Genomic DNA, 23,010 nt, shown 5'->3' on the forward strand with positions numbered 1-23,010 from the left:
CAAAAAAGGGCACCTTAGGGTGCCCTTTTTTTTATGCCGTTGCTACTCGGAACTGGCTCGGGACTCGCTCAGAACTGCTCGATCCACACCGCCAGGCGATCCGCGGCAAACTCCGCGGTGCGATCGGTGGGGCGGTAGACGATGGAGTCGCCCTCGCGCACGGCCTTGAGCGCGCCGCCGTTTTCATCCAGCCACAGCAGCCCGGCCAGCCAGGTGGCATGTTGCGCGGACACATCCTTGTCCACGGGTTCGCCCAGGTACTCGGCAAGCGCGGCGCCCTGGATCCACACCAGGGCATCGCCATCGCGGCGCACGTTGGCCGCGCCTTCCGTTGCGGCGAGCGTCTCGGCCAGTGCCGCCACCGCATCGCCAGCGCCACGGCCGGCGAGCTGCGTGCGCAGCGCGGCGAGCTTTGCCGCCACCGCGTGGCCAAAGGTGCCGCTGCGGCGGCTTTCCGCCGCCACCAGGTCGGCATAGTCCATCAGCAGCCAGTCCGGCTCTGGATTCTGCACGCCGACCAGCGCGGCCGAGGCCAGGTAGGTATCCACCGGCTGGAAGCGCTCCGGGCCGATCAGGCTGGCCGACAGCGTGCGGATCAGGCCGATGCGCGCGGCAATGGTCTGGCGCTGCAGCACGCTCAGCTTCTCGCGCAGCAACTGGTCGCGCTCCTTGCGCAGGCCGGCCATCTCGAGCGCCTGCTTGAGCTCCATGCGCAGCGAAGTGATGTCCCACGGCTTCTTGATGTAGCGATGGATCTGGCCCTCGTTGACGGCCGCGACGGTATGCTCGATCTCCGAGTAGGCGGTGGTCAGGATCCGCACGATATGCGGATAGCGCTCGCGCGCGTAGCGCAGCAGCTCATTGCCATACTCGCCCGGCATCCGCTGGTCGGAGACCAGGACCGCAAGGCTGTCCGCGTGCGCATCCAGCAGCGCCTTTCCCTCTTCGACCGAGCCACCGGTCACGACCGGCGCCAGGGCTCCGATGGCACGCTGGAAATACTTGACGGCCGTCGCCTCGTCATCGACGAACAGAATCGCCGGTGATGGTGCCTGCGTGGCATTCGGTTCGTTCATCGATCACTCCTATGCATTCGACTCTTGGTATTGGGGAAATCCAGCGTCACTGTGGTACCCGCACCAGACGTAGACTCGATCCGGATGCCGCCACCGAAAGACTGCATGACGCGGTTGCAAAAAATCATGCCCAGTCCGTTGCCGCCGGTACTCGCGTGGGTGGTGACCGGATCCACCAGAAGGCGCCCCATCACCTCTGCTGGTATGCCCGGCCCGTTGTCGCAGATGCGGATCGCGGCATCGGGCTCGGCCGCCACCACGAAGCGCAGCGAAGGCGAGTCGACGCCATCGAGCGCCCGCAGCGCATTGGACAACAACGACGACAGCACCAGCGCCACGCAATTGGGCAGCGTGCGCACGGCAAAGTCGTCATGCATTTCTATCTTCACCCACTCGCGCTGCGGCCCGGCGAACGGGTAGGTATCGAGCAGCGCGGCAATCAGGCCGCCGGCGGTCACTTCTCGGCTGGCGCCCGCTTGCGTGCTCGGCCGGCTGCCGCTGCTGCGCACCGATTGCAGGAACGACGAAATCACGGCCAGGCAATACTGCGCGTTGTCATGCATCGACGTGGCCGCCTGGCCGATCTCGCTCTGGCGCTGCGGATTGTATTCCGCCGCGATACGGCTTTCGATACCCCGCGCAAAATTTGCAATCGCCGCCAGCGGCGTGTTCAGTTCATGCGCCAGGAAGGCCAGCGTCTCGTCGATCGCCATCAGGCGCTGATGGCGGATCGAGCGTTCGCGATAGCGCTCGGCGGCCAGCCGCAGCGCTTCGCGCACCTGGCCCAGCTCGATGGGCTTCTCCAGTATGCGGAACACTTCGCCGGTGTTGACCGTCTGCAACAGCATGTCCTTGTCCGCGTAGGCTGTCACCAGGATGCGCACGATTTGCGGGTACTCGAGCGCCACCTGGCGCAGCAGGTCGCCGCCATCGCGGCCCGGCATGCGGAAATCCGTCACCAGCACGGCGATGCGCGCGTTCTCCCGGCGCAGGATGCGGACCGCTTCGTCGGCGCCGCTGGCGACCAGCACTTCGTACTCCGTGCCGACCGCGCGGGCGAAGTACTTGCATGCCATTTCCTCGTCATCGACGTAGAGCACGGTAAGCCGTGGTTGGCGGGCGTCGCTCATGGCATTCTCAGTCGGCTCGGGGCAGATCGAAGCTGAACGAGGCCCACTTGCCCAGTTCGCTCTCCGCAAACAGCGCGCCGCCGTGACGCTCGATCACCGCGTAGCTGATCGACAGGCCAAGGCCCAGGCCCTGGCCGACTTCACGCGTGGTGAAGAACGGCTCGAACACGCGCGCCAGGTGCTCTTGCGCAATGCCCGGCCCGTTGTCCTTGACGGTCACATGCAAGCGGCGCTCAACCCACTTCACGGTGGTATGGATGGCCGGGCCCTGCGTGCCGGCCTTGCGCATGGCCAGCGCGGCATTGGAGAACAGGTTGATCAGTACGCCGATCACCGCGGCTTCGTCGCCCAGCACCAGCGTATCGGTCGGCAGCTCGCGCGTGACGGCCACCCCGCGCAGCTCATGCGCGGTCAGCCGGATCGAGGAATCCAGCGCCTTCTCGAACAGGAATGGCGTGCCCTCCGCTTCAGCGCCGGGCTTGCGATAGGCGAAGGTCTTCAGGTCCGACACGATATGCTGGATGCGCTGCATCCCCTGCTTGGCGTCGACCAGGCACTCCTGCAGCATTGGTTCGTTCTTGGCCACCGGCTCTTCCAGCGCGACTTCGATCGCCATCAGGCAGAAGTTGACCGGGTTGTTGACCTCGTGCAGCAGGCCCGCTGCCAGCGTGCCGATGGCGGCCATCTTCTCCTGCTGCAGCATCTGGCCCTTGATGTCGACCAGCTTGCGGTTGATCACTTCGAGCTCGCCGTTCTTCTCCGCCACTTCGGCCTTCAGCCGGAACAGCATGAAGCGCGCCCGCTCATTGAAGAAGGTATAGACCGCGCTGGCCGCCGCGGCAAACAGCAGGAACAGTGAATTGACGATAAAGGTGCCGGCCGGCTCGATGCCACCGGAATGCAGCACGCAGGCGAGCAGGTAGAACAGGTAGGACAGCACCCCGAAGACCAGGTTCTGCCACAGGCCGAACGGCAGCGCGATGCCCGACGCGAAGATGGCGAGATTCAGCCCGACGTAATACGGCGACTCCACGCCATCGGTATGCCAGATCATCCACGAGATCATGATCTGCGGCAGCAGCAGCCAGGACAACGTCAGCCACGGCGCAAAGCGGCGCCCTGCCGTGCTGTACAACAGCATCACGATGCCGGCGATCAGCAGCGACACCAGCACGCGCGCCACGGCGAACGGCGCCTGCAGCTGCGGATACTGACCATAGTCCAGCCCCACGCCGAGCAGCACCAGCACGATGGCGGTATAGGCGCCGCCACGGCTGAAGGCCAGGCGGAAATCCGCCAGCTCGGTCTGGTATCCCGCGTAAAGTTGATTGGTGCTCATGGCTGGGCCGGCTACTGGCGTTTCAGAGGATGATCGCTTCCGCGAACACATTCACCCCAGTCTGGTCGACATAGAGCTTGTGATCGCGGGATCGTTCGGGCAGCAGCATACTCATCCTGGCCTCGTCGCGATAGATCAGGTACCACTCCAGCAGGTGTTCCATGCCGAATTTCTCCGGATTGGCCGAATGGACGTTGGTTACCAGCAACTGGCCGCCCGGGCGCGTACGCGCGGCAAAATAGCTCAGCAGGCGGGAACACACCTTATCGGACAGGTAGTCGAACAACCCCGCGCAATACACCGCATCGAACTCGCGCAGCCCGGCGTCGTCCGGCGCGATCTTGCGCTTGAGCAGCTCATGTACCGATTGATGCACCATTTCCACCGACACCTTGTGCCCCGCCGAGGCGGCTGAGCTCTCGATGGAGGACTTGGTGTAGGCCAGCGTCTCCTCGCTGAAGTCGACCAGCTGGAACGACAGGAACTCGGGCTGCGGATACTCGCGCACGAAGCGCTGGATCTCGAAGGCCGGGCCGCAGCCGACATTGAGTATGCGAAACGGCCTGCCCGCCGCGCGAGCGGCATCGGCCTGGCGCGACAGGAAATCGACCAGCAGGTCGATCCGGTTGCGGTGGGCAGTCGCCACGGCCGCCTTGAGGAAGGCCGTATTGACGATCTGGAAGTAGGTGGTCGGGCCCTGCTGCGGATCGCTCAGGATCTGGTTGACCATCTCATAGTCGCCCGCATAGCCCAGCGGCTTGGTGAAGGTGCGGTAGACAAAGGGGGCGCGCAGCAGCAGCGGATGCAGGGCCGACTGCGCGTAGGTGCGGTGCACGGGCGCAATCTCCGCTTCCACCTGCCCGGCCTCGCCTTCGAGCCGGTCGAGGTAGGTCTTGACCTTGAGCATGATCGGCGTGGCGAGCTCGTAGAACACATCCTCGCGCAGCCGCCCGTCGGTCTTGGGCAGGTTCTCGGTCAGGTCGACCTGCTCGACCCAGCGCGAGACTTCCGAGAGAAACGCGCGCATTTCGTTGACCACGATCTGGTAATCGCGCCGGATATTGAAGCGCGCATCCCAGTCGTTGATGAACAGTTCCGCCTCGCGCCCGACCGACTTGGGCTCGTTGGGCAGATCGCTCAGCTCGCGCCATTCGTCGATCAGCGTGAGCGATACCACCGCGGTGAGGCCGGTATTCACCAGGCTCATCACCACCGCCTTGCCCAGGTAGGCGTTCTTGCTCCCCATGCGCACACTCAGCTCGCTCAGCACCTCGCTGACCTGAACGATCGAGTATGGATTGTAGATTTCCATCACCAGAGCTTTTCTCTGGAGATTGATAATTGTGCCCCGCACCTGCTCGCCCTGCGAGTTGCGGAAACTAACCACCGGATCGATTTGCGTTTGGGAGTACACGGTATTGCGCCAGAGAAAACCGAGAAACGCTGCCGGCCGCCCAGTTCAACAATGCAACATTGACTGGCCGGGTACAGCTCGTAGGGCGATGGATCGCTGCGCTAGGCCAGTATCAGGGGGTACTGCTGGGATACATGTCGGTAATCGGTTGCGGGCATGGGCGTCCTGATGATGGCAGGCACGCGCGCGGCTACACCCTGGTAACTGTGACTAAGACTGAGACTGAGACTGAGTGAGACTGTACTGAGTAGGACTGTAACCGAATCTTAGCGGATCATTGTACTGTGGGCGCCAAGTGCGGACAACACAACCTGCGCCAACCCGCCCGCCAAGCCGGAAACGACCGGAAACAGCAGTAAACAAAAAAGGCCGGGATTGCTCCCGGCCTTTTTTGTTTACTGCTTGCATGCGCGACGCTGCGGGACAAGCCCCGAGGACTCGCGATGCCTGTGTCGTCCGTCTTGGTCGGCCCCTGGCCGGCCCCGCTAGTCGACGCTTAGTCGGCCTTTACGCCTTCGACCTGGATCGCCAGCTTGACCTCGGGCTTGAAGCCCATTTTCACGCCGTAGTCGATACCGAAATCGGCACGGCTGAAGGTGCCCACCGCGTCAGCGCCACAGGCTTCGCGCTTGAGCATCGGATGCTGGATGCACTTGAACTCGCGGATCTCCAGCTTGACCGGCTTGGACACGCCGTGCAGGGTCAGCACGCCATCGACTTCGGTCGGCACATCGCCGTTGAACTTGGAGAACTTGCCCTTGTAGGTGGCTTCCGGGAAAGCCTCGACGTTGAACATGTCGGGGCCCTTCACGTGCTGGTTCAGCTTGCTGTTGCCAAAGTCGACCGAGGCGGGATCGATCTTGATGTCCACCGAGCCGGTCTTCGCAACACGATCCAGCGTCACCACGCCGCTCGACTTCTCGAACTTGCCGCGCCAGGTCGACAGGCCACCCAGGTGGTCGGCTTCGAAGCTTGGGTACGTGTGGGTGGGGTCGAGGTTGTAGGTGACCGTGTTGGCGGATGCCACGCCGACGGCGGACAGGGCCGCGACAGCGGCGAGGATGGTGCGCAATTTCATGAGAGCTCCCGGCAAAAAGTTGGGGATGAACAGCAAAGGAATGGCAGGGAAGACAGGCGCTGCGCGCTTACTTCTTAGCCAAGGTCACGATACGGAATTTGATCTGGACATCGTCGGCCACCACGGAAGTGTCCTTCCATTCGCCGTCGCCGATGTTGTACACGGTGCGCTTGATCGGCAGCACGCCTTCAAACACCTGGCCGCCCGCGTCCTGGCGATAGCTTGCCGGAATCACGACGTCCTGGGTCTTGCCCTTGATGGTGAGCTTGCCCGCCACCTCGTACTTGCCGGCGGCGCCGGGCTTGATGCTGGTCGACTGGAACACCGCCTTGGGGTACTTGGCCGCATCGAACCAGTCGCGCCCCTTGACCTCCTTGGTGGTCTCGGCGTCGCCGATCTCGAAGCTGGACACGTCGATCTCGACCTTGGCCGAGGACGCTGCCAGCTTGGCGGGATCGAACGCGACCGTGGCATCGAACCTCTTGAACTTACCCTCCATCGGCACGCCGATCTGGCGTGCCGTCGCGGTGACCGAGCTCTTGGCTGCGTCGACCTGGGCCCAGGCGTAGTTGGCTGCGATGCCGGCAGTGGCCAGCGTGGCTGCCATCAGGAGCGCGCTCGGGCGGGGAATGCGTTTCATTAAAAACTCCTGTCGCTAAGAGGGCCTCGCGGCCCTCGGTCAATGTTCGGTTTGTCGGCTTACTTGAGGAACGGCAGCATGCGCGCCAGCGTGCCGTCGCGCTCGATGAACTGGTGCTTGATGGCAGCGGCCGCATGGACTACGACGATCACGGCCATCAGGTAGTTCAGCCAGATGTGGACCAGCTTGAGGATTTCCTTGAGCTCATCGTTCTTCTCGATCAGCGCGGGCAGCTGCCAGATGCCGAGGTAGACCACGGGAACCCCGGAAGCCGAGCTGTACAGGTAGCCCGTAATGGGCACCACCACAATCAGCGCGTAGAGCAGCAGGTGAGCCGCGTGCGCGGCCTTGGCCTGCCAGGCCGGGGTGCCCGCGGCGGGTGCCGGCACGCGGTGGGTGGCGCGCCACAGCACGCGCAGCACGGCGAAGGCAAAAACGGTTACGCCAATCCACTTGTGCCAGGAAAACAGCTTGAGCTTGAGCATCGACAAGCCTGGGATGCTGGTCATGTACAAGCCCAGCCCGAAGGCGGCGAAGATCAGCAGCGCGATGATCCAGTGCAGGCCGATCGCGGTGGCCCCATAGGCGGACGCCGACAGCGGCGCTGGGGCGGCTGCGGCGCGGGCGCTGGCTTTGGCTTGGGAATGCATGGATAAGGACCCCTGCCCTTGCGGGCGTTTCACAAACTTTTACTGAAAGGCAATAACTGCTGCTCTTTGAATTCTCGCATTATTGTGCGGCTGGCAGGTTGTGTCACTGTCTGAAATTCATGGAATCATTCAAACCATTTGAAGTGACATTTCGCCGCAGCCGGTAGGCCGCGCCAGCGCTAGCCGCCCATCAACAAAAAAAAGCCATCCCGGGGATGGCTTTTCTGGCAACGCGCCGGCCCGCAGGCCGGGAGAATCACACGCGTTCGGCGAGGCTGACGGCGCGGCCGATATAGGTGGCCGGGGTCATTTCCAGCAGCAGCTGCTTGGCGTCGTCGGGAATCGCCAGGCCGCCGATGAAGCTTTGCAGCGCCTCGCGCGAGATGCCCTTGCCGCGCGTCAGCTCCTTGAGCTGCTCGTAGGGATTGGGCACGCCAAAGCGGCGCATCACGGTCTGGACCGGCTCGGCCAGCACTTCCCAGCAGTTGTCGAGGTCTTCGTCCAGGCGCTCCGGGTTGGTTTCCAGCTTGCCCAGGCCGCGCAGGCAGGCCTCATAGGCCAGCAGGCTGTAGCCGAAGGCCACGCCCATGTTGCGCAGCACGGTGGAATCAGTCAGGTCGCGCTGCCAGCGCGACAGCGGCAGCTTCTCCGACAGGTGGCGCAGCACCGCGTTGGCCAGGCCCAGGTTGCCTTCCGAGTTCTCGAAATCGATCGGGTTGACCTTGTGCGGCATGGTCGACGAGCCGATTTCGCCGGCCTTGGTGCGCTGCTTGAAGTAGCCCAGCGAGATATAGCCCCAGATGTCGCGGTTCAGGTCGAGCAGGATGGTGTTGGCGCGGGCGATGGCGTCGAACAGCTCGGCCATGTAGTCGTGCGGCTCGATCTGGATGGTGTAGGGGTTGAAGGTCAGGCCCAGGCGCGTTTCGATCACCTGCCTGGAGAACGCTTCCCAGTCGAAGCTGGGATATGCCGACAGGTGGGCGTTGTAGTTGCCGACCGCGCCATTCATCTTGCCCAGCAGTTCCACGCGCTGGATGCGCTCGATGGCGCGCGCCAGGCGTGCCGCCACGTTGGCCATTTCCTTGCCCAGCGTGGTCGGGCTGGCCGGCTGGCCATGGGTGCGCGAGAGCATCGGCTGGCGGGCATTGGCGTGCGCCAGCTCCACCAGGCGCGCATGCACGCGCTGCAGCGTCGGCAGGATCACGCCTTCGCGGGCGCCCTTGAGCATCATGCCGTGCGAGGTGTTGTTGATGTCTTCCGAGGTGCAGGCGAAATGGATGAACTCGCTCGCGGCTTCCAGCTCGGCGTTGCCCTTGACCTGTTCCTTGAGCCAGTACTCCACGGCCTTCACGTCATGGTTGGTGACCGCCTCGATCTCCTTGATGCGCGATGCGTGGGCTTCGGTGAAGTTGTCCACCAGCGCCAGCAGGGCCGCTTCCGAGGCCGGCGAGAACTTCGGCATGTCGGGCAGGCCGGCTTGCGACAGCGCGATCAGCCAGTGCACTTCCACCTTGACGCGGTTGCGCATGAAGGCAGCTTCCGAGAGCCACTCGCGCAGCGCATCGGCCTTGGAGGCGTAGCGGCCATCGATGGGAGACAGGGCGGTGAGCGGAGAGAGCGAGGAGGAAGACATGCTGGGAGACCGGAGGGATAGAGGGGTGGTTACGCAAGCGTGGCCGGGCGGGCAAATTGCGCGGGCACAATGGCCGGGCTAGGCCCTCGCGGGCCGAAGTGGCCGGTGACAAGGCCGAAACCGCTCTAAAGAGGGGAAATGGCAAAAAAACAGGTCCAATTCGCCTCAGAAAGAGACCAATTCGGCGCAAAAACCGACTGACGGCACGACGGAAAGCGGGCATTTTACCATCGCGCCCCGCCTTCTGTGGACGCGTTCGCGGCGCCGGCCGCCGCGCGCGTATCGGCATCACGACACGGGAGGCTGGCGCGGCCCACGCCCGGGCACATCCCGGGCGGGGCACGGGTATACTCGCGCTCGCCGATCCGCTAGCCTGTTATGAAGTGCATCGGGCATGCCGGCCGCGCGAGGCGCGGCCGATGCACTTCATAACAAGCTCGAGGGGAGTCCATGAAGCTGTATGCATCGCAAACCAGCCCTTACGCGCGCAAAGTGCGCGTAGTGATGGCGGAAAAGAAGATCGATTACCAGATGGTCGAGGTTGACGTGTGGTCGCCGGACACCACCATCTCCCAGTTCAACCCGCTGGGCAAGGTACCGTGCCTGGTCATGGAAGACGGCGGCGCGATTTTCGATTCGCGCGTGATCGTCGAGTACGTCGACACGCTGACGCCGGTCAGCCGGATGATCCCGCAGGCCGGGCGCGAACGCGTCGAGGTCCGTTGCTGGGAAGCGCTGGCCGACGGCCTGCTTGACGCCGCCCTGCTGGCGCGCCTGGAACACACGCAGCGCGAGCCGGAACAGCGCAGCGAGCGTTGGGTCAAGCGCCAGCTCGGCAAGATCGACGCGGCCGTGGCCGCCATCGCCGACGGCCTGGCCGACCGGCCCTGGTGCTCGGGCAACCATTACTCGCTGGCCGACGTGGCCGTGGGCTGCGCGTTGTCGTACCTCGACTTCCGCTTCCCGGACATCGCCTGGCGTGAGCGCCACCCGCGCCTCGCGGTGTACCAGGACAAGCTGGCCAAGCGCCAGTCGTTTATCGACACGGAACCGCCGCGCGCCTGAGCCTTACCTGCACCTCTTTCTGCGCCTCTTCCTGCGCGAAGATGAAAAACCGGCCATCGAGCCGGTTTTTTTCATGCCATCGCACTATCCACGCATCACCGGATGATGCCGCCACCCAGGCAGACATCGCCGTCGTACAGCACCGCGGACTGGCCCGGCGTGACGGCCCACTGCGCCTGCGCGAAGGTCAGCTGCAGGGCATCGTCGCCCGCTGCCGTCACCGCGCAGGGCGCATCGCTCTGGCGGTAGCGCGTCTTGGCCGACAGCGTGGTGCCCACCGCCGGCCCGGTGCCCGCCACCCACGACAGGTCGGCAGCGTCGAGCGTGGACGTCAGCAGCCACGGATGCTCATGGCCCTGCACCACATACAGCGTGTTGCTGGCCATGTCCTTGCGCGCCACATACCAGGCGTCGCCATTGCCCGCGCGGCTGCCGCCCAGGCCGATACCCTTGCGTTGCCCCAGCGTGTAGAACGCCAGGCCGATGTGCTGGCCGACTTCCTTGCCGTCCGGCGTCTTCATCGGTCCCGGCTTGGTCGGCAGGTAGCGGTTGAGGAAATCGCGGAAGGGCCGCTCGCCGATAAAGCAGATGCCGGTGGAATCCTTCTTCTTGGCATTGGGCAGGCCGATCTCGGCAGCGATCTCGCGCACGCGCGTCTTGGGCATCTCGCCCAGCGGGAACAGCGTGCGCGACAACTGCGCCTGGTTCAGGCGGTGCAGGAAATAGCTCTGGTCCTTGGTATGGTCGAACGCCTTGAGCAGCTCGAAGCGGCCGGTGCCGGCGCCCGCGTGCGCCCCCGCTTCGCGCACGCGCGCGTAGTGGCCGGTGGCGATGGTGTCCGCGCCCAGCGACATGGCGTGGTCCAGGAAGGCCTTGAACTTGATCTCGGCATTGCACAGCACGTCGGGGTTGGGCGTGCGGCCCGCCGAGTATTCGCGCAGGAAGTCCGCAAAGACGCGGTCCTTGTACTCGGCGGCGAAATTGACCGCTTCCACGTCGACGCCGATCAGGTCGGCCACCGAGACCACGTCCAGCCAGTCCTGCCGGGTCGAGCAGTACTCGCTGTCGTCGTCGTCTTCCCAGTTCTTCATGAACAGGCCGATCACCTCAAAGCCTTGCTGCTTGAGCAGCCAAGCAGTCACCGACGAATCCACGCCGCCCGACATGCCCACCACCACGCGCTTGCCCTGGCTCATGACAGCGCTCCGCCGCCTACCACGGAGGGATGGGTGTAGAGGGCATCGAGCGCGAAGCGCTTGCCCGCCAGGTAGTCCTCGATGCAGGCCAGCAGCAGGGGCGTGCGATGGCGCTCGGGGCAGGCGCGGATTTCGTCAGCGCTCATCCACACGGTGCGCACGATGCCCACATCGAGCTGGCGCCCGGCATCGAGCGAGCCCAGCTCGCCGGTAAAGGCAAAGCGCACGTAAGTGATGTCGCCGCCCGGCCGCGTCGCGGTGCCGGCCGAGTGCGAGCGGGCGGTATAGCAGCCCAGCAGCGCGCGCGGCTCGAACGTGTGCGCGGTTTCTTCCATCGTTTCGCGGATGACGGCGTGGATCAGGCTCTCGCCCGGGTCGAGATGGCCGGCAGGCTGGTTCAGCCGCAGGCCGTCGGGGGTTTCTTCTTCCACCAGCAGGAAGCGGCCGCCGTGTTCGATAACCGCGGCGACAGTGACGCTGGCCTTCCAGTCGTGTGACATGATGCACAAATTTTAGGCAATCCGGCATTCTACCGGTTGCCGCCCTTTCGCGCATCCGACGCCCCGCGCGCGCCGACGCTAGGCCGGCAGCAAAGTGCTCTCCACGTCCTCCACCGCCGGCAACGAAGCGATCACCTGATCCAGCCGTTCGCGCAGCGCGCGGCTGGCCGGCGCCAGTGGCCGCCTGACCTCGGAACCCGCCAGCCCGCACAATGCCAGCGCGGTCTTGACCGGGGCCGGATTGGGCTCGGAGAACAGCAGCGAGATGAGCGGCGCCAGGCTCGCAAACAGCGCACGCGCGGCGGCAACACGGCCCTGCGCCACCAGTTGCAGCAGCCGCACGAACAGATCCGGGCGGATATGGGCGCAAGCCGGCACCACGCCGTCGCCACCCGCCAGCAGGTGATCCAGCATGGCCGCGTCCTCGCCGCAGAAGACCGCGAGCCGATCATTGCCGGCGAGCTCGCGCAGCCCGGCCGCGTCGCACTCCTTGACCGCGACGATGCGCGGATGGGCCGCCAGCTGCTGCACCAAGGCGGGTGACATATTGCAGCCGGTGCGCTTGGGCACGTTGTAGAGCATCAGCGGGCGCCAGGTGGCATCCGCCACGCGCTCGACATGCCAGGCAATGCCCTCGTCGCCGGGGCGCAGGTAATACGGCGGCGGCACAAGGTAGCCCGCCAGGTCGAAGCGGTCCAGCTGGCGCACCTGCTCGCAGACCACGCGGGTATCCACGCCGCCGACGCCGGCCAGCACCGGCAGCGCGCCGTCCACCGCCTCCAGCACCGCGGCGGTGAACATCAGCCGCTCATCCGGCGTGAGCAGCCCGCCCTCCCCGGTCGTGCCCAGGATGACCAGCCCATCCACACCGCTGGCCACATAGTGCGCGGCCAGGCGCTGCGCGCAGGCCAGGTCCGGCTCGCCGCCCTGCATCGGCGTCACCAGCGGCAGCCACAACGTCGCACGGCCGCCTTCGCGCAAGCCCGCCATCGTATTAGTGCGCGGCATGGTCTTGTCCGAGCATGGTGGTGACGCCGAACTCGGCGGCCGGCAAGGCCATCATGATGGCGTGCATGGCAGCGTCGCGGCCGCCGCGCTCGACTTCCACATGCAGCGTGGTCTCGCCATGGCGGTGGTCCACCTCGACCACGTAGATGCGCGCCAGTTGCCCGATCGCGCGGTGCAGCGACTGGCGCAGCGCAAAGACCTGGCCCGACGCCACCGCCAGGCGCAGGCGGATCCAGCTGTGCGCGGTGTCCGCGCCAGGCGCGGGCACTGTGGCCTGCGCGGCTTCGATGCCGGAAGCATCAAGGCGCGCGGTGCGGGATTCGGTGCGGGATTCGGTGCGGGATTCGGTGCGGGAAAGACGGCGGCGCGGCACGGAGGCAAAGGCCACGGCAAGGCTCGACTGTCGCATTTGAGCGGGACCCGCGCTGGGCGGGTCGTCTGTTGGAGATGCAACCATGCTATGCATGGCCGCCTCAAGTTGATGCAGTTATCAAAGCCGCCGCCATCAAAATGTCATCAAGATGGCGGGGCATGCTCAGAACGTCTTGGTGAGCGACGCGAAGGCGGCGGCCTTGCCGATATAACGGCCGGGCACATTGGTGTAGACCGACTTGTTGGCATTGGTGTCGATGTAGGCGATCGCCAGCGCAAAGCCCTTGCCCAGGTCCTTGGTCAGCCCCAGCTTCCAATCCGTGTACGAGGCGTCCATGACATTCCTCACCTTCTGGTAGCCCACGTGCGCATTGAGCGTCAGGTCCCAGATATTGAGCGGCACATTGGCCGACAGGTCCACGTAGTAGCTGTTCTTGCTGTCGTTGAAGCCGAACAGGTTGGTCACTGCGTGCGAGTACTTCAGGAACACCGGGCCATAGCCGATTCCGCCATACAGCTCCGTCGTGTACGGGCGTGTGTAGCCTGCCGGATAGTCGCCGGGGTAGTAGTACTCCAGCACGCCCACGTCATAGTTCCATTCGAGCCCGCCCAGCGTGAGGGTGTTCTTGAAGCCGCCGTAGAAATCCATCTCGATCGGCGCCGACACCTTCGCATTGCTGTCGCCAAGCCAGCTGATGCTGGAGTTCCAGTTGCCCACGTAGAGGCCGCTCGCATGCGTGTAGTCGAACCCGCCCTGGATCGCCGGGCGGCGGTTGGACTGCATCAGGCCCCGGTAGCGATATTCGCTGGCCAGCGTGACGTTGGCCGTGAAGGTGTGCGGCGACGCGTCGGCTGCGGCGGCATCGGGCGCGCCCTGCGCGAAGGCGGCGGGCGCGGCGAGAAGCGTGGCGCAAGACAAGGTAGCGAGGCAGGCGTGCGAAACGTTGAAGCGAAGGGCAGTCATGGATAACTTGGCAATTGGGAAAGGCATCGATCGGTGGGCAGCCACCTATCAGGCGATGGCGCAAGCCACGGCGAGAGTCAGGACGACAGTGGCCGCGGCGCGACCGGAACAGTACGGGCACGGGCCTAAAATCGGTGTCAAGAAAACAGCGGCCTGCCAAGGGATGGCGTAAAAATCGTCAACGGGACGTCCTGGCACGTCGTGGCACGGCCTGGCATGCACCGGCAAGTCTTGCGAGGGGGCGATGCGGTTGCGCAAAAGCCGACCGGCCGGTCCCCACATATCGTCAGATTCCTGTAAGCTGCGGAAAAATTGTGCGCTGCGTTTGGCCTGGCCGAGCGCATGGCAGACACAAGGGGCAGACACCAAAGGGCCAAAGACGTCCGCCCGCTTAGCAGATCAGCGGCATTGTCAGAATGAACCGAAGCGGTTCTGGCAGGCGCGTTGCCATGTCGTACCAGTCGTACGACAAGCTCGCGCCCCAACGCCAGAATCATTTTGACAGCGCCTCAAAGACGCCAGCAAAAGGAGAAATTGACGATGCACATCGGCATCCCGCAGGAGACGCGGGCAGGTGAGACTCGTGTCGCCGCCACCCCGGAGACGGTCAAGAAGTACGTGACCCAGGGCCATCAGGTCATCGTCCAGTCGGGAGCCGGCGTACGCGCCAGCGTGCCGGACTCGGCGTATGAGGCCGTCGGCGCCACCATTGGCACCGCGGCACAAGCCTTCGGCGCGCAGTTGGTGCTCAAGGTCCGCGCCCCCATTGATGCCGAGCTCGCGCTGATGAAGCCGGGCGCCGTGCTGGTCGGCATGCTCAATCCCTTCGACGCAGAAAACAACGCCCGCATGGCCAGCGCCACGCTGACGGCCTTCGCGCTGGAAGCCGCGCCGCGCACCACGCGCGCGCAGAGCATGGATGTGCTGTCCTCGCAGGCCAATATCGCCGGCTACAAGGCCGTGCTGATCGCCGCCCACCATTACCAGCGTTTCATGCCCATGCTGATGACCGCCGCCGGCACCGTCAAGGCGGCCCGCGTGCTGATCCTCGGCGCCGGCGTGGCGGGCCTGCAGGCCATCGCCACCGCCAAGCGGCTGGGCGCGGTCATCGAAGCCTCCGACGTGCGCCCCGCCGTCAAGGAACAGATCGAATCCCTGGGCGCCAAATTCCTCGATGTGCCGTTCGTCACCGACGAAGAGCGCGAGATCGCGCAAGGCGTGGGCGGCTATGCCCGCCCGATGCCGCCCGACTGGATGCGGCGCCAGGCGGAGCTCGTGCACGAGCGCGCCAAGGCCGCCGACATCGTCATTACCACGGCGCTGATCCCGGGCCGCCAGGCGCCGGTGCTGCTCAAGGAAGAGACCGTGCAGGCCATGAAGCCCGGCTCGGTGGTGGTCGACCTGGCCGCGGCGCAGGGTGGCAACTGCCCGCTCACGGTAGCTGACGAAGTGGTGGAACGCCACGGCGTCACGATGATCGGGCACACCAACCTGGCCAGCATGGTGGGGGCGGACGCATCGGCCCTCTATGCGCGCAATGTGCTCGACTTCCTCAAGCTCGTCATCGACAAGGACGGCCAGTTCACCTTGAACCTGGAGGACGACATCGTCGCAGCCTGCCTGATGTGCAAGGATGGCCAGGTGGTCCGCGGCGCCTCCTGAAGCGGCTCTGGGCCCATCGCGGCCCGGCCGTTTTAGAATGGCGCCAGGCGGTTCCGGCCAGGCACGCGGTCTAGCGCCGCTGCCGGCATTCGCCGGCACGGCCGGCCAACGCCCAGGCACCGGAATCATTCCAGGTGGCCCATCGGGACGCAAACCCAAGGGCCCGCATACAAGCTCATCCAGCATCAACCAAGGACGTATCACCCATGCAACGCATCATGCTCCGCGCCAAGCTCCATCGTGTCACCGTGACGCAGGCGGACCTCAACTACGAGGGCTCATGCGGCATCGACGAGAATCTGCTCGAAGCAGCCGACATGAAGGAGTTCGAGAAAATCGAGCTGTACAACGTCAACAATGGCGAGCGTTTCTCCACCTACATCATCAAGGGCGTGCGCGGCAGCGGCGAGATCTCGCTCAACGGGGCAGCCGCACGGCGCGCGCACCTGGGTGACCATCTCATCATCTGCACCTACGCGCCGATGAGCGACGAGGAGATCGCCACCTATAAGCCGAAGATCATCCTGGTGGACGACAACAACGCCATCAAGGAAATCAAGAAGGTGTAAGTGGATCCAGCCAACCGCGCCGGCAGCCAGCGCCGGCGCGGGTGGCACAGAGACAGCAAGCAGCAGGCGGCATCGATGCAATAGGCGCCCGCACGCGCCTGGCCAGGCAAAAGAACACGGGACAACCGCGCAGCGAAGGCATTCAAGCAACGGAGGAGAAGTCGATGGAACTGGTGAACCACACGGTGATCAACCTGATCATCTTCGTGCTAGCGATCTACGTGGGTTACCACGTGGTCTGGACGGTGACGCCCGCGCTGCACACCCCGCTGATGGCAGTGACCAATGCGATCTCGGCCATCATCATCGTCGGCGCCATGCTGGCTGCCGGCCTGACCGAGGGCACCGTGGGCCGCACCATGGGCACGCTGGCAGTCGCGCTCGCCGCGGTCAACGTGTTCGGTGGCTTCCTGGTGACGCAGCGCATGCTGGAGATGTTCAAGAAGAAGGAACCCAAGGCCAAGGCCGGCAAGGGTCATGAGGAGGGCGCCAAGTGAGCATGAACCTCGTCACCCTGCTCTACCTGCTCGCCTCGGTGTGTTTCATCCAGGCGTTGAAGGGCCTGTCCCATCCTAGCTCCGCGCGGCGCGGCAATGCCTTCGGCATGATCGGCATGGCCATCGCCGCAGTGACCACGCTGGTGCTGATCGCCAAGCTCAAGAATGAGTTCCTGGCCATCGGCGCGGGCCAGTCGTCGGTCGCCGAAGGCATGGCGCTGATCTTTGGCGCGCTGGTGGTCGGCGGCGGCATCGGCGCCTTTGTGGCGCGGCGGGTCGAGATGACCAAGATGCCCGAACTGGTGGCCGCCATGCACTCACTGATCGGTATGGCAGCGGTCTGCATCGCGGTGGCCGTGGTGGCCGAGCCGTCGGCGTTCAGCATCACGCCGCCGGGCTCGCACGATATCCCGTTTGGCAATCGCATCGAGCTGTTCATCGGCTGCTTTGTGGGTGCCATCACCTTCTCCGGTTCGGTGATCGCTTTCGGCAAGCTGTCGGGCAAGTACAAGTTCCGCCTGTTCCAGGGCGCCCCGGTGTCGTTCGCCGGGCAGCACCTGCTGAACCTGCTGCTGGCGGTGGCCATGATCGGCTTCGGCATCATCTTCTGCCTGTCGCAGGACTGGATTCCGTTCCTGCTGATGCTGGCGATCGCCTTCGTGCTGGGCGTGCTGATCATCATCCCGATCGGCGGCGCGGACATGCCGGTGGTGGTATCGATGCTCAATTCATACTCGGGCTGGGCGGCGGCGGGCATCGGCTTCTCGCTCAACAACCCGATGCTGATCATTGCCGGCTCGCTGGTGGGATCCTCCGGTGCCATCCTCTCGTACATCATGTGCCGCGCGATGAACCGCTCGTTCTTCAACGTGCTGCTTGGCGGCTTTGGCGGCGCGCCCGCGGCGGCCGCTGCCGGCGGCCAAGCGCAGCGCAACGTGAAGTCCGGCTCGGCCGACGACGCGGCCTTCCTGATGGGCAATGCCGAGACCGTGATCATCGTGCCGGGCTACGGCCTGGCGGTGGCGCGCGCGCAGCATGCGCTCAAGGAACTCACCGAGAAGCTGGTCGAGAAGGGGGTGACGGTGAAGTACGCCATCCACCCGGTGGCGGGCCGCATGCCGGGCCATATGAACGTGCTGCTGGCCGAGGCCGAGGTGCCTTACGACCAGGTCTTCGAGATGGAGGACATCAACAGCGAGTTCGGCCAGGCGGATGTGGTGCTGGTGCTGGGCGCCAACGACGTGGTGAACCCGGCCGCCAAGACCGATCCCAACTCGCCGATTGCCGGCATGCCGATCCTGGAAGCCTACAAGGCCAAGACCATCATCGTGAACAAGCGTTCGATGGCTGCCGGCTACGCGGGCCTGGACAACGAGCTGTTCTACATGGACAAGACCATGATGGTGTTCGGCGACGCCAAGAAGGTGGTGGAAGACATGGGCAAGGCGGTCGAGTAAGCACGCCGGAAGACCGGATACGGGCAGCCGCCCGTATCCACCGCCACGAAAAGCGCGACACTGTCGCGCTTTTTTTCCATCCCGCCGCGGTCCGGTTGCGCAGGAGCGCGAGCGCGCTATACTGGTTTCCGGTCACCGGCCATGGCACGCGCCGGTCATCCAAAAAGGGCCAGGTGTAGTCCAGCGCGGTGGGCCGCTCCGAACCGATCCGTCCGCTGGCCTTGCCGCGCCGGATCCCCAGCCGCGCCAAACCACCCGCCCGAAGTGTCTGCCGACACCGGAGCCGAACGCAACATGACATTCAACCCCCAGGACAGGAATCTGTCGGTCTTCCATCACCCGATCCTCACGGTGCTCGTCGACGACAGTAAATCGTTCATCGACAGCCTGGCGTTCCAGATGGATCCGTCGCGGCCGGTGGTGACCTTCACCGATCCCCGCGAAGCCCTGCAATGGATCCGCGAGACCTACACCACACGCTCGACCGGCTTCCTGCCCGTGCGGGTCACGCACGACGACCTGACCTTCCTGACCGAGCGGCGCACCGTGCAGCTCGATATCGACCGCATCTACCGGCAAATCCACGATTACAACCGCTTTGTGCAGCCTGGCGTGATCGTGGTGGATTATTCGATGCCGCAGATGAACGGGCTCGAATTCTGCCAGGCCCTGCAGGACCTGCCGTGCAAGACCATCCTGCTGACCGGCACCGCCGACGAAGGCATTGCCGTGCAGGGCTTCAACCACGGGCTGATCGACCGCTACGTGAAGAAGCACGACAGCAATATGGTGGAGCGGCTCGACCAGGAGATCGACGCGCTCCAGCAGCAGTATTTCGCCACCCTGTCGCGCACGCTGCGCGACCTGCTGACGCGCCACTCGTTTTCCTTCCTGTCGGATCCGGCGATCTGCGAGCGGGTGCGCCAGGTCACCGCGCGCTACGGCTTTGTCGAGTACTACCTCTACCCCAACCCGGCCGGCATCCTGATGCTGACGGCGCAGGGCCAGGCCACGCTGATGGTGATCGAGACGCGCGCCGGCCTGATCAACCAGGTGGAATCCGCGGAGGCTTACGATGCGCCGGCGGCCCTGATCGAGGGACTGCGCGAGGGCCGCATCGTGCCTTTCTTCTGGCCGGGCAACGGCATGTACACGCCGGCCTGCATCGACTGGGAGCAATATTGCCTACCGGCCGAGCGCTGCGAAGGGCGTGAGGATTATTTCTACGCGCTGTTCGACCTGCCGCGCCATTTGCTGCAGGAGCCGGTGGTCAGCTTCCAGGGCTTCCTGGACGATTTTGCCCGTCACCCCGAGCGGGTCACCGGGCGCGCGCCGCGCTAAGCCGGGTAGCACGACGAGACAGGAGAGGCCAACTCCCCTGTCCTGGCCGCATCAGGCCGAAGGCTGCGCCGGGGCGCTGCGGTTGCCGCCTCGCACCATGTCGAAGCGGAACAGCCGGCACTCGATGTTGCCGTTGTACAGCGGCGTGCGGCGCGACTCCTTGAGCCGCAGGCGGCGCGGCAGCGTCAGGTCGCCCGTGAACACCCATGCCTGCCAGCCAGCGAAATGCTGCTTGAGCGTGGTGGCAAAGGCGCTGGCGAACTGATTGGCGGCTTCGTCGTCGATCTCGTCGACCGGCGCTTCGTCCATCGGCCGGCGGCGTTCTCCCCGCACGGCAATCCGCTCGCCATACGGCGGGTTCATCAGCATCAGGCCGGGCGCCGCGAACGGCGGCTGCGCAAAGCGCGCATCCACCTGCTTCAGGCGCACTTCGCCCGGCAAGCCCGCGCGTTCCCAGTTGGCTTGCGACATCGACAGCAGGTCGGTGGAAATATCGCTGCCTGCAAGCTCCAGGGGCTCGGACGCAACGCGTTTGCGCGCTGCCTCCTCATCGTCCCGCGCAGCCGCCTTCAGCGCATTCCACGTTTTGTTGTCGGCGCCCTTGAGGCGCTCGAAGCCAAAGCTGCGGTTCGCGCCAGGAGCGAGGCCGAGGGCCACCTGGGCCGCTTCCACCAGGAAGGTGCCGCTGCCGCACATCGGATCGTAGAACGGGCGTTCGGTCTGGCCTGGCACCCAGCCGGCGAGGCGCAAGATGCCGGCGGCCAGGTTTTCCTTCAGCGGCGCCTCGCCCTTCTCCAGGCGCCAGCCCCGCTTGAACAGCGGCTCGCCCGAGGTGTCGAGGTAGAGCGTGCAATCGTGTTCGGTCAGGTGGGCATAAATCCGCACATCCGGATTCACGGTATCGACGCTGGGGCGCTCGCCCAGGCGCTCGCGCATGGCGTCGCACACGCCATCCTTGATGCGCAGCGCGATGAAATTCAGGCTCTGCAACGGCGAGCGATGCGACGTGACGTCCACCCGGAGCGTATCGTCCGTCGAGAACCACTGATCCCAGCGCTGGGCGCGCACGAGGTCATAGATGTCGTCTTCGCGCCGGTAGCCGCGGTTGGCGACCCGCATCAGCACCCGGCTGGCAATGCGCGAGTGCAGGTTGACCGCATAGGCCGCGGCCATCTCGCCCGAGAAAGTGACGCCACCGGGCATTTCGCGATGGACCTGGATGGGGGCGAGCCTGGCCAGGCCGGGCCGGGCTGCGATCTCGTGCAACTCTTCGGCAAGTGCGCTCTCGAGGCCGCGCGGGCAGGAGGCAAAAAAGGCTTGGGACATGGCTTGGGAATTCCTGCAAACAAAAACGTCCGCCGTAGCGGACGGGGTCAGATAGCGCGCAGTGTACCGCGCTCCGGGGCTTCAGCCCGCCGCGAGCGCGCGATCGAGGAAGTCCAGGCGGTCCTGGCCCCAGAAAGGCTGGCCGTCATAGACGTACCACGGCGCGCCGAACGCGCCGATGGAAACCGCGTCCTGCGTGTGCTGCGTATAGGCTGCCTGCACGGCCTGCGCGTCGCTCGCCTTGAGCAGCGCCGTGCCTTCCAGGCCGATGCTGTCGGCCAGCTGCGCCAGCGTGGCGGCGTCGGCGATATTGCGTTGCTCGGCCCACAGGGCACGGCCAATGACGCCGATCAGCTCCATCGCGCGGGCAGTGCCGTGGGCCAGCTGCACGGCGATGACCAGCTTGCTGGCGGCGTCACCGGAGACCGGGAAAAAGGTTGGCTGCGGGTTCAGCGGCAGGCCGAGGAATTCGCTCCAGCGGGCCAGCTCGACCAGCCGGTAGGCCTGGCGCTGCGGCGGACGCTGCGCCAGCGGCAAGCCGCCCGAAACGGAGAACACGCGGCCCAGGTCGCAGGGCTTGATATTGACCTGCACGCCATGCTTGGCCGCAATCGCGGTGAAGCGTTCGTGGCCAAGGTAGACGAAAGGCGATTGCGGGGTGAGGTAGTAGTCGACCTGCTTGCTCATCATGTCCTCTGGACGGGGTGGGGCGAGACAACCGCGCGGGCAATGCGGTAATGCTGCGTGAAACGAATTAAATACGATACGAGAAAAAACCGAAACCCGGCGGCCCGCGAAGACGACGCGCGCGGGAGCCGGCCGGCGCTCGTCAGAACGGCTTGACCACCACCAGGATCACCACCGCCAGCAACACCAGCACCGGCAACTCGTTGAACCAGCGATAGAACGTATGCGACCGCGCATTGCGCCCGCCTTCGAACTTTTTCAGCAGCACGCCGCAGCCGTGGTGATAGCCGATCAGCACCACGACCAGCGCCAGCTTGGCATGCATCCAGCCCTGCCCCGGACCGCGCCCGATGCCGTAGCCGATGTACAGCCACAGCCCGAACACCAGCGCCGGCACCGCCAGCATGGTCATGAAGCGGTAGAGCTTGCGCGCCATCAGCAACAGTCGCTGCACGCTGGCCGGCTCGCGCTCCATGGCGAGGTTGACGAAGATGCGAGGCAGGTAGAACAGGCCAGCGAACCAGGAGACAACGAAGACGATGTGCAGCGCTTTAACCCAGAGCATCTGGCCTTTTTCTAATTGGGTTCCCGTGGGAACAGTGGGGACAGCGGGGACAGCGGGGATCCGCGACGAGATGCGCAACGCATCCCGTTCAGGTACGGATCTCGCCGTGGCCGAACACCACGTACTTCAGCGAGGTCAGGCCCTCCAGCCCCACCGGGCCGCGCGCGTGCAGCTTGTCGTTGGAGATGCCGACCTCGGCGCCCAGGCCATACTCGAAGCCATCGGCGAAGCGCGTCGACGCATTGATCATCACGCTGGCCGAGTCCACCTCGCGCAGGAAGCGCATGCCGGTGGTGTAGTTCTCGGTGATGATGGAATCGGTATGCGCCGAGCCGTAGGTGTTGATGTGCTCGATGGCCTCGTCCAGCCCGGCCACCGTGCGGATCGCCAGCACCGGCGCCAGGTACTCGAGCCGCCAGTCTTCCTCGGTGGCGTCGACCAGGCCGGTGAAGCCGGCCGCTTCCAGCGTGGCGCGGGTGGCGGCGCAGACACGCAACTCCACGCCCTTTTCCTGGTAGATGCGGCACAGCGGCGGCAGCGCCGCGGCGGCGACATCGCGCGCGACCAGCAACGTCTCCATGGTGTTGCAGGGCGCGTAGCGCTGGGTCTTGGCGTTGTCGGCAACGCGCACCGCCTTGTCCAGGTCGGCGTCGGTATCGATATAGACGTGGCAGATGCCGTCCAGGTGCTTGATCATGGGCACCCGCGCTTCTTCCATCAGGCGCGCGATCAGGCTCTTGCCGCCGCGCGGCACGATCACGTCGACGTATTCGGTCATGGTGATGAGGCGGCCGACCGCGGCGCGGTCGGTGGTCGAGATCACCTGCACCGCTTCGGGCGG

The 23,010-nt window shown here is 65.1% G+C and carries 23 protein-coding genes; 6 read left to right on the forward strand and 17 right to left on the reverse strand.

The features are described 5' to 3' along the window. Positions 1-68: 68 nt before the first annotated feature. From ACYP5B_RS24020 to purB, 8 genes are all read right to left on the reverse strand, one after another. Positions 69-1,076: a response regulator gene (locus ACYP5B_RS24020; protein WP_400093092.1), complete on the reverse strand. Its 1,008-nt coding sequence runs from the start codon at positions 1,074-1,076 to the stop codon at positions 69-71. Then, positions 1,073-2,206, reverse strand: a complete 1,134-nt coding sequence (locus tag ACYP5B_RS24025) for an ATP-binding protein (RefSeq protein WP_400093093.1) — start codon at positions 2,204-2,206, stop codon at positions 1,073-1,075. The genes ACYP5B_RS24020 and ACYP5B_RS24025 overlap by 4 nt, the downstream gene beginning before the upstream one ends. A gap of 7 nt (positions 2,207-2,213) precedes the next feature. After that, positions 2,214-3,545, reverse strand: a complete 1,332-nt coding sequence (locus tag ACYP5B_RS24030) for a sensor histidine kinase (RefSeq protein WP_400093095.1) — start codon at positions 3,543-3,545, stop codon at positions 2,214-2,216. Positions 3,546-3,567: 22 nt separating this feature from the next. Continuing rightward, positions 3,568-4,959 (reverse strand): class I SAM-dependent methyltransferase, encoded by a 1,392-nt coding sequence (locus tag ACYP5B_RS24035; protein WP_400093096.1) that lies wholly within the window; start codon positions 4,957-4,959, stop codon positions 3,568-3,570. 496 nt (positions 4,960-5,455) lie between these two features. Next, the gene (locus ACYP5B_RS24040; RefSeq protein WP_267604378.1) at positions 5,456-6,037 is read right to left on the reverse strand and encodes a YceI family protein; all 582 of its coding nucleotides are present in this window, start codon (positions 6,035-6,037) and stop codon (positions 5,456-5,458) included. Positions 6,038-6,104: 67 nt separating this feature from the next. Continuing rightward, positions 6,105-6,677, reverse strand: a complete 573-nt coding sequence (locus ACYP5B_RS24045; protein ID WP_267604380.1) for a YceI family protein — start codon at positions 6,675-6,677, stop codon at positions 6,105-6,107. Positions 6,678-6,736: 59 nt separating this feature from the next. Further along, positions 6,737-7,327 carry a cytochrome b gene (locus tag ACYP5B_RS24050; protein ID WP_400093100.1) on the reverse strand — a complete coding sequence of 197 codons (591 nt, stop codon included), beginning with the start codon at positions 7,325-7,327 and terminating at the stop codon, positions 6,737-6,739. A gap of 256 nt (positions 7,328-7,583) precedes the next feature. Further along, positions 7,584-8,960, reverse strand: coding sequence for an adenylosuccinate lyase (gene purB, locus ACYP5B_RS24055; RefSeq protein ID WP_459571337.1), 1,377 nt, complete (start codon positions 8,958-8,960; stop codon positions 7,584-7,586). A gap of 450 nt (positions 8,961-9,410) precedes the next feature. On the opposite strand from purB, the gene ACYP5B_RS24060 reads away from it, so the two are divergent. Next, the gene (locus ACYP5B_RS24060) at positions 9,411-10,025 is read left to right on the forward strand and encodes a glutathione S-transferase family protein (RefSeq protein WP_400093104.1); all 615 of its coding nucleotides are present in this window, start codon (positions 9,411-9,413) and stop codon (positions 10,023-10,025) included. Between the two features lie 95 nt (positions 10,026-10,120). Here ACYP5B_RS24060 and mnmA read toward each other — a convergent pair whose 3' ends face one another. From mnmA to ACYP5B_RS24085, 5 genes are all read right to left on the reverse strand, one after another. Further along, on the reverse strand, positions 10,121-11,221 hold the full coding sequence (gene mnmA / locus ACYP5B_RS24065; RefSeq protein WP_459571338.1) for a tRNA 2-thiouridine(34) synthase MnmA: 1,101 nt from the start codon (positions 11,219-11,221) through the stop codon (positions 10,121-10,123). After that, on the reverse strand, positions 11,218-11,721 hold the full coding sequence (locus ACYP5B_RS24070) for an NUDIX hydrolase (RefSeq protein ID WP_400093107.1): 504 nt from the start codon (positions 11,719-11,721) through the stop codon (positions 11,218-11,220). Before ACYP5B_RS24070 ends, mnmA begins: the two co-directional genes overlap by 4 nt. A 78-nt stretch (positions 11,722-11,799) precedes the next feature. Next, on the reverse strand, positions 11,800-12,729 hold the full coding sequence (dapA, locus tag ACYP5B_RS24075) for a 4-hydroxy-tetrahydrodipicolinate synthase (protein ID WP_400093108.1): 930 nt from the start codon (positions 12,727-12,729) through the stop codon (positions 11,800-11,802). Then, positions 12,716-13,138: a hypothetical protein gene (locus tag ACYP5B_RS24080; RefSeq protein WP_459571339.1), complete on the reverse strand. Its 423-nt coding sequence runs from the start codon at positions 13,136-13,138 to the stop codon at positions 12,716-12,718. The genes dapA and ACYP5B_RS24080 overlap by 14 nt, the downstream gene beginning before the upstream one ends. Before the next feature lie 126 nt (positions 13,139-13,264). Then, positions 13,265-14,065, reverse strand: coding sequence for a TorF family putative porin (locus tag ACYP5B_RS24085; protein WP_459571340.1), 801 nt, complete (start codon positions 14,063-14,065; stop codon positions 13,265-13,267). A gap of 540 nt (positions 14,066-14,605) precedes the next feature. Here ACYP5B_RS24085 and ACYP5B_RS24090 point away from each other — a divergent pair. The 5 genes from ACYP5B_RS24090 to ACYP5B_RS24110 all read left to right on the forward strand — a co-directional run bounded on the left by ACYP5B_RS24090 (position 14,606) and on the right by ACYP5B_RS24110 (position 19,591). Continuing rightward, positions 14,606-15,727, forward strand: a complete 1,122-nt coding sequence (locus ACYP5B_RS24090) for a Re/Si-specific NAD(P)(+) transhydrogenase subunit alpha (RefSeq protein ID WP_459571341.1) — start codon at positions 14,606-14,608, stop codon at positions 15,725-15,727. Between the two features lie 206 nt (positions 15,728-15,933). Then, entirely contained in the window at positions 15,934-16,296 is a 363-nt protein-coding gene (gene panD, locus ACYP5B_RS24095) for an aspartate 1-decarboxylase (protein WP_006157598.1), read from the forward strand. Positions 16,297-16,460: 164 nt separating this feature from the next. Then, on the forward strand, positions 16,461-16,793 hold the full coding sequence (locus ACYP5B_RS24100; RefSeq protein ID WP_267604392.1) for an NAD(P) transhydrogenase subunit alpha part 2: 333 nt from the start codon (positions 16,461-16,463) through the stop codon (positions 16,791-16,793). Between the two features lie 2 nt (positions 16,794-16,795). After that, a complete protein-coding gene (locus ACYP5B_RS24105; protein ID WP_318230868.1) occupies positions 16,796-18,250 on the forward strand; it encodes an NAD(P)(+) transhydrogenase (Re/Si-specific) subunit beta in 1,455 nt (484 codons plus the stop codon). A 294-nt stretch (positions 18,251-18,544) separates the two neighbouring features. Further along, entirely contained in the window at positions 18,545-19,591 is a 1,047-nt protein-coding gene (locus ACYP5B_RS24110; RefSeq protein WP_267604393.1) for a response regulator, read from the forward strand. Positions 19,592-19,642: 51 nt separating this feature from the next. Here ACYP5B_RS24110 and ACYP5B_RS24115 read toward each other — a convergent pair whose 3' ends face one another. The 4 genes from ACYP5B_RS24115 to ACYP5B_RS24130 all read right to left on the reverse strand — a co-directional run. Beyond that, the gene (locus ACYP5B_RS24115; protein ID WP_400093115.1) at positions 19,643-20,917 is read right to left on the reverse strand and encodes a THUMP domain-containing class I SAM-dependent RNA methyltransferase; all 1,275 of its coding nucleotides are present in this window, start codon (positions 20,915-20,917) and stop codon (positions 19,643-19,645) included. A gap of 81 nt (positions 20,918-20,998) precedes the next feature. Further along, complete coding sequence (locus ACYP5B_RS24120; protein WP_318230912.1) at positions 20,999-21,604, reverse strand: 2-hydroxychromene-2-carboxylate isomerase; 606 nt, start codon at positions 21,602-21,604, stop codon at positions 20,999-21,001. A 142-nt stretch (positions 21,605-21,746) separates the two neighbouring features. Continuing rightward, entirely contained in the window at positions 21,747-22,169 is a 423-nt protein-coding gene (locus ACYP5B_RS24125; protein ID WP_267604397.1) for a CopD family protein, read from the reverse strand. Between the two features lie 88 nt (positions 22,170-22,257). Then, positions 22,258-23,010 (reverse strand): glutamate-5-semialdehyde dehydrogenase (locus tag ACYP5B_RS24130; protein ID WP_459571342.1); only part of this gene is annotated, 753 nt, incomplete at its 5' end.

The organism is Cupriavidus sp. 8B, assembly GCF_054589115.1.